This window comes from Salicibibacter cibi (genome assembly GCF_016495865.1).
GTDB lineage: Bacteria > Bacillota > Bacilli > Bacillales > Marinococcaceae > Salicibibacter > Salicibibacter cibi.
Genome location: NZ_CP054706.1, coordinates 1569956 through 1582990, shown reverse-complemented (window position 1 = coordinate 1582990; position 13035 = coordinate 1569956). Strand labels below are relative to the sequence as shown.

Here is a 13035-nt window from a genome sequence, read left to right as displayed (position 1 = left end):
TTCCGTATCACACAAGTTTCCCTCTCTTTTCTAGATGTGGGACGTGGGGATCTGCAGACCCTTTTCTCCCTGGTTTATACCCCCAGTGCCCGGCAGCTGCCCCGCAAGCATAGCTACAATAACCGACATTTTCAAAACCGGCACCGGCAAACCAATCGGCAAGCGTTTGTTTGTTTGGGAAATTCATCGTAGATTCATTCAACCATTCATATTTATCCGTACCGGTAAACCATTTCCCGAGTTTTGGCATGATACGTTGAAAATAAAAGCCGTATAGAGGACGAAAAAACACGTTTTCCGGTTGGGATGTTTCCAGGCAAAGGACTTGTCCACCCGGTTTGAGCACACGCAGCATCTCTCTTAACGCCAAGTGCGGGTCCGGGACGTTCCGTAATCCAAATCCTATGGTTACGACATCAAACAAATCGGCACTGAAAGGCAGTCGGCTGGCGTTCCCATGGATTAAACGAACGTTTTCCAATCCGGCTTTCCGGACTTTTTCCCTTCCCACCTCCAACATTCGTTCACTGAAGTCAATGCCGATCGCTTCTCCGCCTTGAAGATGGCCGCCACTCGCAATCGTCCAATCTGCAGTCCCCGCGCACACATCCAATACATTTGAAACAGGGGGAAAATGGATGCGCTTCATCATGTCATTTCTCCATCGGGTGTGCATCTTTAAACTGATCACGCCATTCATGCGGTCATATCGGTTTGAGATCGACTCGAAAACGTCATGCACGTGGTTTTCTTTGCTTTTATTCATTTGAATACACCCTTTTGTACAGTGATCACCGATCAGGGGAGGACCGCCATTATTCGGTCCGAAAGAAGAGCGGGCAGGTTATCTCTAACGTTTTCCAGCCCTTCTTGCAGAAGTGTTTGCTGCTTCGTTAACACCGTTTTGAGGTTTTTCTTCAGGAAATGTCTTTCTTCATATGGACGTTGTCCCGACAACAATGGAGAGAGCGGGATCGGCGATTCTTGACCCTGCGCGCCTCCTTCCTCAATTGTCTGTATCGTCTCTTTCATTCTTTTTATTGCCAAAAAATGGGGAGCGGTTCGAAGGATCATCTCTTGACGGTAAAATTTTGCCAAATTAACAATCAGTGTGGATTCCATATCCACGATTAATTGCTCAAGTTCCTCCGCAGTTTTCCAATTGTGGGAGTGTAAACACGCCTTGGCATCGTTCATTGTTTGGATGGATTCGCTGAACAAACGGATGAGCGGTATATCCGCCATTTTTGCCAGCCGATAATAGTACAAACTGCTGTATAAATCCCCAGCCAACACCGTTAATTGATTTTTTTTTACTTCTGCGGTGTCGTTGTTATGTAATGGAATATGTTCATGGGCAGTAAGTGCGGCTTCGACAAGCATCGCGGTGGTGACCCGTTCCGATTTATCCACCCAATCAAAATCATGGTTCTCAATCGCGTGCAATAATAAAATTGTTTTATCCTCATCATGATTTGGTTCGATTCCGTACGTAACCAAAAACGGATGATGGGAAAGTTTATTAAATTTCTCCGTCGCACACTTCAGCTGTTTTTGCTCTGTCCGCACACATTCCATCGTTGTTCCTCCGTTCCGGATGACCTCGCAGGCGTTTGTCGCCTTTCTAGATTAAGATAACCGTTGTTATTATAGCACAGTTCCCTCATTCTCCCGAAGAAATCCACGCTCAAGAACCTTCTGTTTTCATTTCCCCATGGCTGGTTTGAATCGTGGCTTTCCCCCGGACTTTTACGGCAGAAGTATGCTCCGTAAATTGAGCAATCATTACTTCCCCCGCATCAAGCTTTTCGGAATGGTGAAAACGGGTAGTATTCCCCCGTGTAAGTCCTATCACGTTAACGCCGTCTTCCTCTGCCTTGACAACAAAAAAATCGTTTTCGCGCAAACGTCTACACCTCCTTATTTTAATAGAGCCAACACTTCCGAACGAGAAGAAGCGTCTTTTTCAAAAACGCCGCGTACTGCAGAAGTAACGGTTGTGCTCCCCGGTTTTTTGATGCCCCGCATCGTCATGCACATGTGTTCAGCCTCAACGACAACGATGACACCGTGAGGGTCAAGGGTTTCCACAAGGGCATTGGCAACGTCGGAAGTGATCCTTTCTTGTAACTGCGGCCTGCGCGCCACCGTTTCCACCGCACGGGCAAGCTTGCTGAGTCCTGTTACCATCCCGTTCTTCGGGATATATCCAATATGTGCCTGTCCAAAAAAAGGAAGAAGGTGATGTTCGCACATAGAATAAAAAGTGATATCTTTCACGAGTACGAGCTCCTCGTGTTCTTCACCGAAAATTGTGCGCAAATGGGTTTCCGGATCTTCATGAAGACCGCTGAAAATTTCTTCGTACATGCGCGCAACACGCGCGGGCGTTTCCAACACACCTTCACGGTCCGGGTCATCACCAACTGCTTCAAGCAATTGCCGAACCGCTGCTTGTATTTTTTCATGGTCCATTTTTGAACCTCCTACCACTACTGGTTAATCGCTAGAGATTTTAGCACAGCAAATGCTTAAAAGCAATCGATTCGCGCTTTTCGCACGCTATTATTATTGTAACACTATGGCAGGAAAAAGAAATATTTTTTGCTCGGGGATGAGAGTATAATTAAAAAAAGCCCCCACACGGCGGCTTGAATTCGACTATGGGAGAAGTGGTGTGAAATATGTCAAATTTCGGGACAAAACAGTATCCGCGATCGAATTTGCGATTCTATTTTCTTCGATTGGCGAGCTAACGGTTTTTTCCTTCCTGCACTCCCTTGGCAAAAAAAACGAACCCCCGATGAACGGAGGAACGTTATTAAAGAATTATCGCGATCAAACCACCCGAGCCTTCATTAATAATTCGCTCCAGGGTTTCTTTCAGCTTATAGCGTGCGTTCTCGGGCATGAGCGATATTTTTGCCTGGATCCCTTCTCGTACAATGGAATTCAACGATCTGCCAAAGATATCGGAATTCCAAATCGAGAGTGGATTTTCTTCAAAATCTTGCATGAGGTAACGGACAAGTTCTTCGCTTTGTTTTTCCGTACCGATGATCGGAGCAAACTCTGACTCGACATCCACTTTAATCATGTGAATCGACGGGGCAACAGCACGCAAGCGGACCCCAAAGCGTGACCCTTGCCTAATGATTTCCGGCTCATCCAAACTCATATCGGCAAGGGCCGGAGCCGCAATGCCATAGCCGGTTTGTCTTACCATTTTCAACGAATCGGAGACAAGATCGTATTCGCTTTTTGCATGGGCGAAATCTTGCATCAATTGCAAGAGATGATCTTTTCCCCGTATTTCTACACCGACAACTTCTTTTAGAATCCGGTCATAAAGATCGTCCGGTGCAAACAAATCGATATCTGCAACGCCCATCCCCATTTCCATCCCTGCGAGGGAAGCTGAATCAATAAATTCGTAATCCTCACCAAAATGGCCAACGACACGATCGACATCGCGAAGCCTTTTAATATCTCTCACCGTATCTTTTACCGATTCTTCATACTCCCTGCGCAACCAGTGATCTTCATTGAGAACCATAACCCAGCTGGGTAGGTTTACGTTCACCTCGTGCACCGGAAATTCAAAAAGCACTTCTCTGAGCACACGGTAAATGTCGTGTTCGGACATGGACTCCACACTTAAAGGAAGCACGGGAACATCATGGGTCTCTTCGAGATGATGTTGGAGCTCCCTTGTATCCGGATGATGGGGCTGCGTTGAATTCACGATCACGATAAACGGTTTACCCACTTCTTTTAATTCTTCGATAACACGTTCTTCCGCTTCCACGTATTCTTCCCGTGGCAATTCGCCGATTGTTCCATCCGACGTTACGACGACACCTAGGGTTGAATGCTCCTGGATGACCTTGCGTGTGCCGATTTCAGCTGCTTCTTGAAACGGGATCGGCTCTTCGTACCACGGGGTATTGATCATACGAGGGCCATGCTCATCTTCGTACCCCTTTGCCCCGGACACTGCATATCCGACACAATCAACAAACCTTACATTGACGTCTAGACCTTCATCTACATGCAGTTCTACAGCTGTATTCGGGACAAATTTCGGTTCTGTTGTCATAATCGTTTTCCCCGCAGCGCTTTGCGGCAATTCATCCTGCGTTCGAATTCGATCCGTTTCATCATCCATGTGCGGAAGGACGGCAAGTTCCATAAATTTCTTGATAAATGTAGATTTTCCCGTCCGCACAGCACCGACTACGCCTAAGTAAATATCCCCTCCTGTGCGTTCCGCGATATCCTTAAAGATATCCACTTTTTCCACGAGATCCCCTCCGTTCTAAAATATACACTTCCGTTCCTAGAAAACTTGGTTTTTCGCCAAGCTTTTACGGCGAAATGCCTTAGTTGCACTTATGCAGGTAAGAAAGTTGATTTATACTTCCTTACCTGCCAAAGAAATGTGTGATTGCTACTCCATCATATGATGTTGTCCATATCTTTATGACGTTCATCATTCGAATTCCTTGGCTAAGATGCCAATCGCTATTGGATGAAGTCCATATTTTTATTTTCATAAAGGGAGATCAATCGCCATATAAAAAACCCCTTTCTCTCTATATATAGATAGAAAAAAAGAGGTTTAGAACAATACCTTTAATCTCTTTTATCCGTAAATGCCGGTTCTCCATTTTCAATCGTGTAAGGCCTTGATAATACAGGGGATACGGCAAACTCATCCGTCAAAATCGAACGAATATCATCTTCATCCCCGATTTCCGGCTCTCCTTCTTGAAGGATGCGGTTCAAATCGCTGCTGTAATCAATGATGACTTCCCCGCTCTCGTCAAGATACAGGGGCAGTGTCGTCGCAAAATAAGGACTCTCTACCGTTGGCGGCTCATCATAGCCTAAACGTTCATAATCCAATGAAAATACACCCGGGCCTACCATATCTTCGATCGGCGGAAATTCATTCGCCCGCTCATATTCACGAATGTCTCGCTCAACATCCCGGGCTTCTTGTAAGATTATCGCATCAATGACCCGCACTTCCGGATCTTCCTCCACATTAATCAATGTATAATGATAATTGCCGCCATTTTCATAGGAGCTGGTAGGCGCTTCCTGCATATAGCCGGGAATAAGTGCTTGGAAATCAACTTGATAACGTTCGTACAGATTGGTATCCCCTTCGAAATCATCAATCGGCGGTACCCCGTGAGCAGATTGATACTCCTCTACGGCGGTTTGCACCGATTGAAGTTGCTCCGCCTGTGGATGGCCCTGGTGATCTTCGGATTCGGTATCTTGGGGATAAAAACAACCGCTGACAATGAGTAAACAAACAGCAAAGATCGCGAATCGTCTTAATTGCCGCAGCAAGTGAGACACCTCCACTATAAATCAGCCCTTGAGCCCGGCAATACAACAACGAGCATGATAATCCCGGCCACCAATAAGCAAATGAATGAAAAAGCAAGGACGAGAAACCGAAAAAAACCGGACAGTTTCTGGCGGCCAAGCAATGCAGTGATGGAGGAGACGAACATGAGAAATAAACCGACAAAAGAAAGCCACATTGTATCTAACGCGCTCACAAAGTTACCCTCCTTTAAACCCTGTCACATTATAGCACAGCGAGTCGCTCCATGGCGACCGTGACAGATGGTTCATTCCGTTTATGGCGGCTCCATGCCGACCGTGCAGAGCGCACTTCTCCAATTTCGGGCTTCATGAATGGATTGCGCATAGGCATGAGTGACAAAACGGAAACAGGGTTGTCCAAATGACAGAAACCGGAGACGAAGATCTCCGGCTAACTAAACCTTTCTTCCAAAAAAGGTGGAACCCTTTGAGGATATGGTTCTTGATATCCTATGCGTAACATCCCCGGAACGCGCTTGACGAACGCCCAGTTAGAAAACTTGGCTTTTCGCCCAAAAAGGACTAATCCCGAAATAGTTCGCTTAATGATGCAAAATCTAGGGGAACCTGGTTGTTGGTAATCGCATGCACCAAGTATTCTTCTTTGTCTTTTGACACTCGGACACCCGCCATTTGCGCCACATCATGGATGAGTTGTCGAACCGTTTCCTCATCTTTAAAGTTCGCGCCTTGGGCCGCGCTTGCCAAATTTTGCAAATCTCCTTGATCTACATTTGTTTTGTTTTGAATATGATCAAAGATTGAATCATGACGACTCATATCCGCTCATCCCTTTCCATATTAATAACTCATCCCCATTATATGAAGATATGAAAAAGGTGTGAGCGTTTCTGGAAGTGGGAGGTGAGAGGTGGGAAATGGGCATTTCGTTAATGTTCCGTTTCTTTTTTAGGGTCTCTGTCCATTAGTAATTGTCCGGCTCGGACCGGCGATTGGCCGTTAAATAGACAATCATAAATCGCAGTTGTGATAGGGACTTCGACACCTTCCTTTTTTGCCAATTGCGAGACGGCTTGTGTCGTTTTCACCCCCTCCACGACCATTCCCATCTCCTCAAGCACTTGATCGAGTGAGACCCCCCGGCCCAACCGATATCCGGCGCGCCAATTTCGGCTATATTTGCTTGTGCAAGTGACGATCAAATCTCCAAGTCCCGATAAGCCTGCAAATGTTAACGGATCGGCCCCGAGTTTTGTTCCAAGGCGTGTCATTTCGGCGATTCCTCTCGTCATGATTGCCGCCTTGGCGTTATCTCCATACCCCAAGCCTTCCGCAAGTCCGACCCCGAGGGCCATCACATTTTTTAACGCTCCGCCTAATTCTACCCCAACCATATCTTGACTCGTGTATACACGAAACTGGGTATTCATAAACAAATCTTGGCTCATCTTGGCAGCATTCATCACTTGTGATGAAACGGTGACCGTCGTCGGTTGCCGCCTGGCCACTTCCTCGGCATGACTCGGTCCGGACAACACGGCCAAATTGGAACTCAATTTGTGTATGCCCTCCTCCTCCATCATTTCCGACACCCGCAAAAGCGTATCCGGTTCGATCCCTTTTGTAGCGTGAACGACAAGTGGGATTTTTCGATTAGCTTCCAGCAATTGGCGTGTCATCTCGCGAATGCCTGAGGTAGGAACACTGATGATAACCGCATCGCGCTCCTTAACCGCCTCTTTCACATCCGTCGTCACCGTTATATTCTCCGGAAGAGTGACGTCGCTCAAATATTGTTCGTTCGTTTTGTGCTCATTCATTTCTTTCGCCTGGGAATAACGACGCGCCCAAATCGTAACGTCGTGTCCGTTATCAGCGAGCACAATCGCGAGGGCGGTTCCCCAACTTCCTGCTCCCAAAACAGCCACTTTTTTTGCTCCCATACATAGCCCCCCGTTGGTTGAATTACGCCTTATTGTCCAAGTTTACTTTCATCTCCATTGACCAACCGTTGGATATTCGTTCTGTGCCGCCACAAAGACATTGCACCTACGACACAAGTAAGGTAAAAATAAGGCCACGGATGTCCATAATAATTCATCGTAACGAAAAGGAGGAACGGGGTAGCAAACGCAAAAATGATGGAGCCGAGTGATACATAGCGCGTAATCACTACTGCCAAAATCGCGACAATTCCTACATAGATGGCCGGAAAAAAAATCAATGCCGCGATTACACCAATGGTTGTGGCCACCCCTTTCCCGCCGCGAAAACGGTGATAGATCGGCCAATTATGACCGAATATAGCCAACAGTCCGCTAATTGCCGGAGCCCACCCTTCATATCCTTCGAAAAGGGAAAGGCCCGTCCCCCTAAATAAGCTTTCAGCCCAGAAACCGAACCAAACGGCGATCACACCTTTCAAACAGTCTAGTGCGAGCACCAAAATTGCAGGACCTTTTCCAAGCACCCTTAACGTATTCGTCGCTCCCGCATTTCCGCTCCCATATTGGCGGATATCGACTTTCTTAACTTTTTGCGTAATGATATAGCTGACACTCAACGATCCCAACAAATAAGCCATCACACCGGCGATAAGTACATCCATCGCTAAGGCTCCCCCTCCCCTCTCCGTGTTAGAAAACTTGGCTTTTCGCCATAAAAGCTTGGCGAATAGCCTTCATTGCACTTATGCAGGTAAGAAAGTTGATTTATATTTTATTACCTGCCAAATAATGGAAACAGCTTTAAAAACTATGGGTCATTTTTTTTACGGGCAATCACTTTTATAGGTGTCCCTTCAAATGCGAAAGCTTCTCGCAAACTGTTTTCCAAAAAACGCCGATAAGAAAAATGAAGCAACTCCGGATCATTAACAAATACGACAAATGTGGGCGGACCAACGGCCACTTGGGTAGCATAATTAATGCGCAATCGTTTCGTCCCGGAGGTTGGTGTCGGGTTCATGGAAACCGCGTCAAGAATGACATCATTAACTACATGGGTCGGCACATGCATTTGATGGTTTTCCGAAATGCGCTGGACGACAGGGAGAATTTTTTGAACGCGTTGATTCGTTTTGGCCGATACGAAGGCAATCGGCGCATAGGAAAGAAAAGCGAATCCTTTGCGAATCTGATCTGTAAATGCGTCCATTGTGCGCTCGTCTTTCGAAATCGCGTCCCATTTATTTACGACAATAATGACACCCCGGCCCGACTCATGGGCATAGCCTGCAATTTTTTTATCTTGTTCAATGATGCCTTCCTCGCCGTCAATAACAACGAGAACGACATTCGCGCGTTCCAACGCTCTTTGCGCCCGTAACACGCTGTATTTTTCCGTCTTTTCGTATACTTTTCCCCGTTTTCTCATTCCGGCCGTATCGACAATGCGATATTTTTGCTCATCCTTCGTAAAACCGGTATCAACCGCATCCCTTGTTGTGCCTGCATCCTCACTTACAATCACCCGTTCTTCGCCGAGAATCGCGTTCACCAAAGAAGATTTTCCGACGTTCGGGCGGCCAATCACGGCAAAATGGATGGTGTCAGGCTCAAGGTCACCGTCATCTTTCGCGGGAAAATAGCTGAAAACTTCATCCAACATATCACCGATTCCGCGACCATGTGCACCGGATATTGGAAAAGGTTCCCCAAGCCCCAATTGATAAAAATCATAAATTTGCGGCTGCATCTCGAGGTTATCTACCTTATTTACACCGATCACTACCGGTTTGTTCGAACGGTACAATAGATTCGAAACATCTTCATCGGCAGCTGTCACCCCGTCACGCCCGTTCACGAGCAGAAGGATAATGTCCGCTTCTTCTATTGCAATTTCAGCCTGTTGGCGCATTTGTTCCAATAATGGCTCCTCATCAAACGTAATCCCGCCTGTATCGATTAAATGAAACATGCGGTTGAGCCACTCTCCTTCTCCATATATACGATCACGGGTGACCCCCGGTATGTCTTCAACAATAGCGATCCGCTCGCCGACAATACGGTTGAAAATCGTAGATTTTCCCACATTTGGGCGACCCACGATCGCAACGGTCGGTTTTGACATTTTTGCCTTCCTCCTCGTTCTCAATCTGTACGCGCTGCACGCGTCTTCTCTCCCATTCAGCCACATCTCATCTATAACGGCAGGCTACTTGATCGTTTGGCATTGCTCATACCAATCAGTCTCCATGTTAATTGCTCTAACCAATGCCAACACACCAGGAAGACAAGTACGGTGGCCAATGTATTATAAAAAAACGCATCTGCCAAGTATAGGTTTCCCGTTAACGGCATAACGGTAACGGCAGCAATCAGTTCACCGAAAGCAAATGCCAACAGAACCAACGGATACCGACTTTCCGAATGTCCATGAAAAAATACCGTTACAAAGGAAAGCACAACAGCGGGTATCCATGTTTCACCAAGCAGAAAAATAACCGGATTATACCAAACCATGAGCTGAAAACTTGCATATAAAAGCATGAGTGCAGCGGCAAGTACAATGACTTTCCATTTATGAGCAACCGGTAAAACTCCGGTCCATACACATGCAAGCGTGATAACAATCCCATACGCTGCCGATAATTCCACAACGCCGAGCGATAATGTTATTGGCACATGGATGATCGCCAGCAAAATAGCAGCGGAAAGAAAGGTCTGTCCCTTAGTCCTTTGCATAAAAAACATGGCAACAATCCAAAGCATCCAAGCGAACCAAAAAAATAACACATACTCCATATGAATCCTCCTGTCCGGACATCCTCCATTATGGACAGGAACAAAGATTCATAGACAGGGGGCTGCCAACTTAAAGACGTTAGATAAATTTGGATTTTCGCCAAGCTTTTATTGAGGAAGGCTTCACCCAACTTATGCAGATATGAAAGTGTCTTATTTTCCAAGCGGAAAACAATCGGCGAATCCAACGATTCGCCGATTGCTTTCGCTTCACTTTTGTGTCCTAAAACAATTGTTATTTACGATATTTATCGAGTTGGTCACCAATCATGTCTCCAAATGAAAAACCAGTATGGTCTTCCTCCGGCTCTTCAAATTCCCGTTGAACTTTGCTTTCAGTAGTCCCTTCTTCTTCCAGCTCGCGAATACTGAGCGAAATTCTTTGATCCGATGGGTTAATATCAAGTATTTTCACTTGAACCGCTTGTCCTTCTTCAAGCACTTCGCCAGGTGTTCCGATATGACGGTTGGCGATCTGAGAAATATGGACAAGCCCTTCCACTCCCGGAGCAACTTCTACAAAAGCCCCGAAAGAGACAAGCCTTTTTACTTGGCCGTCAATAACATCTCCCGGTTGAAACTGACCTTCAATAAGTGTCCAAGGCCCGGGAAGCGTTTCTTTAATCGACAAAGATACACGTTCTCTCTCCGGGTCAACGCCCAAAATCTTAACTTGAACTTCTTCGCCTTCCTTTACGATCTCTCCCGGAGATTCTACGCGGTGATGGGCCATTTGCGAGATATGAACCAATCCGTCAACCCCGCCGACATCGACGAATGCACCGAAAGAAGTCAACCGTTGAACTTTCCCTGTCACTTCTGCGCCGATTTCGAGATTATCAAGCACTTCTTTTTTCCGGTGACCTTCTTCTTCGTCAAGCACCGCTCTTCTCGAAAGGATCAGTTTGTTATCTTCCGGATCAATTTCAATAATTTTAAGTTCCAACTGTTTCCCTTTATATTCGGAGAAATCCTCGACGAAATGCTGCTCAACGAGCGATGCGGGAATGAAACCGCGGACACCTACATCAACGACAAGGCCCCCTTTGACGATCTCCGCTACCTCTGCTTCGATCAAGTCTTCTTGTTCAAATGCCTCTTGCAAAGATGCCCACGCTTTGTCGGCACGTGCCCCGCGAAGAGAGAGGACAAGCTCGTCATCTTCCAATTTAATGACTTTCAGCTCCACTTCGTCGCCTTCGTTTAAAACGTCCGATACTTTTTCCACGTGCAAGCTGGAAATTTCACTAATCGGTATGATGCCGTCTACTTTGTATCCAGCGTCTACAAACGCTTGTTTTTCTTCCACTTTCGTTACATTTCCGCTAACGATATCGTCCACGTTGAACTCTTTCACATTAGCCATTTCGTTGTTCATTTCTTCGTCCATTGCCGATTTGCCTCCTTACCCTTGTCGGGAACAAAACTCTTTTTTGCAGGTAAGAAGTATAGATCAACTTTCTTACCTACCTAAGTGCAACGAAGGCTTTCGCCTATAAGCTTGGCGATAACCCAAGTTTTCTTATACAAAACCCTTTCAGTAAAAATGAAAGAATGATGTTAACGTTTTTGCAACCCTTCCATTTCATCCCTCAGCATCCGGATGTGGGTCATAATTTGTTCGGTTACTTTCCGGGATGATGCTTTTTCATTTCGTAAATCCTCGAGTGGAACCGGCTGCCCATAACGAAGCCACATTCTGCGAAAAGGCTTGTAAGTCCCCCGTACATACGCAGGGATGACAATTGCTTCACTTTTCAATGCAAAAAAGCCGGCGCCGGCAAGCCCTTCTTCTTTCATTTCACCCGTCTTAGTACGGTTCCCTTCCGGGAAAAGCAGCATCATTTCCCCGTTCCCGAGAACGTTTATTCCTTTCCGCAGGGCTCCGCGATCGCTCCCCCCCTTTTCACCGGAAAGGCTCCCAACTTTGTAAATAAAAACGCGGACCTTTTTGAGGCGAACATTTCTTCTTTCGCCATGAATCGGAGAGGGCGTTTGATGTAAGATCCGAGCAACGGAGGGTCAAAGTTGCTCTTATGATTGCTGCAAATAATGACGGGTCCTTCTGCGGGTATATTTTCTTTTCCCTCAATTTTGGCGAAAAAAACCAAGGATAGAACGACACGGCTAAGCAGCTTACCGATCCTGTATAACATCAACCTTCATTCTCCTTCTCTCGGGCGATGAGACAAATGCGTTCGACCGCTTCTTCGATCGTTGCGTTTGTCGTATCGATGAGCATCGCATCCTCCGCCTGCTGCAAAGGAGCGATCGGCCGCTCCCGGTCAAGCTCGTCACGCCGTTTAAGCGCTTCTTTCGTTGTGGTGATATCCGAAGGGCGCTGCTTCTCTATATTCTCCAAATGCCTTCGTTTCGCTCTTTCTTCCACTGATGCATCCATGTATATTTTCAATTCGGCACCGGGAAGTACGTAAGTACCGATATCCCTCCCATCGAGGACGACCCCTTTCTGTTTCGCTAACTGTTGCTGCCTGGCCACCATTTCTTCTCGAATTTTTCGATGGGCAGAAACTTCAGAGACTTTCGCTGTAACCGTTTGTGTGCGAATTTCCTCTCCGAGCCGCTTTCCGTTCACAAGCACCTGCACTTCGCCATCACGTTGTTGCTTGAGGGTGATCTCCATCTCTTTTAATAATTGGATAAGCGATTGTTCGTCTTTTTCGGATACTTGCGCTTGTAATGCACGAAAAGTAAGAGAGCGATACATCGCCCCTGTATCGATGTATAGATACGATAGTTTTGCAGCTACTTCTTTCGCGACTGTGCTCTTTCCCGAACCAGCCGGCCCATCAATGGCGATGTTTATCTTGTGCATATTGTCCCCCGTATGTAGAAGCTGATATCATTATGTCGGGGCGACCCGAACACTGCTTTAAGCTTACCATACAAGCGTATACAAGAC

14 protein-coding genes and 1 pseudogene are annotated in these 13035 nt (G+C 46.5%); all 15 read right to left on the bottom strand.

The features are described from left to right. Positions 1 to 7: 7 nt before the first annotated feature. The 15 genes and pseudogenes from HUG20_RS08145 to cmk all read right to left on the bottom strand — a co-directional run bounded on the left by HUG20_RS08145 (position 8) and on the right by cmk (position 12948). Complete coding sequence (locus tag HUG20_RS08145; protein WP_200089985.1) at positions 8 to 766, bottom strand: demethylmenaquinone methyltransferase; 759 nt, start codon at positions 764 to 766, stop codon at positions 8 to 10. Between the two features lie 32 nt (positions 767 to 798). Then, positions 799 to 1578, bottom strand: a complete 780-nt coding sequence (locus HUG20_RS08140) for a heptaprenyl diphosphate synthase component 1 (RefSeq protein WP_200089983.1) — start codon at positions 1576 to 1578, stop codon at positions 799 to 801. Positions 1579 to 1687: 109 nt separating this feature from the next. Next, a complete protein-coding gene (gene mtrB / locus HUG20_RS08135; protein ID WP_200089974.1) occupies positions 1688 to 1906 on the bottom strand; it encodes a trp RNA-binding attenuation protein MtrB in 219 nt (72 codons plus the stop codon). A gap of 14 nt (positions 1907 to 1920) precedes the next feature. Then, positions 1921 to 2475, bottom strand: coding sequence for a GTP cyclohydrolase I FolE (gene folE, locus HUG20_RS08130; protein ID WP_200089973.1), 555 nt, complete (start codon positions 2473 to 2475; stop codon positions 1921 to 1923). Between the two features lie 346 nt (positions 2476 to 2821). Then, positions 2822 to 4303: a stage IV sporulation protein A gene (spoIVA, locus tag HUG20_RS08125; protein WP_200089972.1), complete on the bottom strand. Its 1482-nt coding sequence runs from the start codon at positions 4301 to 4303 to the stop codon at positions 2822 to 2824. Positions 4304 to 4635: 332 nt separating this feature from the next. Then, entirely contained in the window at positions 4636 to 5364 is a 729-nt protein-coding gene (locus HUG20_RS08120) for a hypothetical protein (RefSeq protein WP_200089965.1), read from the bottom strand. A gap of 14 nt (positions 5365 to 5378) precedes the next feature. Then, positions 5379 to 5579, bottom strand: coding sequence for a DUF2768 domain-containing protein (locus tag HUG20_RS08115; RefSeq protein WP_246476578.1), 201 nt, complete (start codon positions 5577 to 5579; stop codon positions 5379 to 5381). 349 nt (positions 5580 to 5928) lie between these two features. Continuing rightward, entirely contained in the window at positions 5929 to 6186 is a 258-nt protein-coding gene (locus tag HUG20_RS08110) for a stage VI sporulation protein F (RefSeq protein WP_200089963.1), read from the bottom strand. 110 nt (positions 6187 to 6296) lie between these two features. Next, positions 6297 to 7310, bottom strand: a complete 1014-nt coding sequence (locus HUG20_RS08105; RefSeq protein ID WP_200089961.1) for an NAD(P)H-dependent glycerol-3-phosphate dehydrogenase — start codon at positions 7308 to 7310, stop codon at positions 6297 to 6299. A 29-nt stretch (positions 7311 to 7339) separates the two neighbouring features. Next, a complete protein-coding gene (gene plsY / locus HUG20_RS08100) occupies positions 7340 to 7975 on the bottom strand; it encodes a glycerol-3-phosphate 1-O-acyltransferase PlsY (protein WP_200089959.1) in 636 nt (211 codons plus the stop codon). Positions 7976 to 8121: 146 nt separating this feature from the next. Continuing rightward, positions 8122 to 9438: a ribosome biogenesis GTPase Der gene (gene der / locus HUG20_RS08095; protein WP_200089955.1), complete on the bottom strand. Its 1317-nt coding sequence runs from the start codon at positions 9436 to 9438 to the stop codon at positions 8122 to 8124. 71 nt (positions 9439 to 9509) lie between these two features. Next, positions 9510 to 10112: a YphA family membrane protein gene (locus HUG20_RS08090; RefSeq protein ID WP_200089953.1), complete on the bottom strand. Its 603-nt coding sequence runs from the start codon at positions 10110 to 10112 to the stop codon at positions 9510 to 9512. Positions 10113 to 10347: 235 nt separating this feature from the next. Beyond that, complete coding sequence (gene rpsA / locus HUG20_RS08085; protein WP_200089951.1) at positions 10348 to 11502, bottom strand: 30S ribosomal protein S1; 1155 nt, start codon at positions 11500 to 11502, stop codon at positions 10348 to 10350. A 170-nt stretch (positions 11503 to 11672) separates the two neighbouring features. Next, a pseudogene (locus tag HUG20_RS08080) lies at positions 11673 to 12268 on the bottom strand (lysophospholipid acyltransferase family protein). Next, entirely contained in the window at positions 12268 to 12948 is a 681-nt protein-coding gene (gene cmk, locus HUG20_RS08075; protein ID WP_200089949.1) for a (d)CMP kinase, read from the bottom strand. The pseudogene HUG20_RS08080 and the gene cmk overlap by 1 nt, the downstream one beginning before the upstream one ends. Positions 12949 to 13035: the final 87 nt, after the last annotated feature.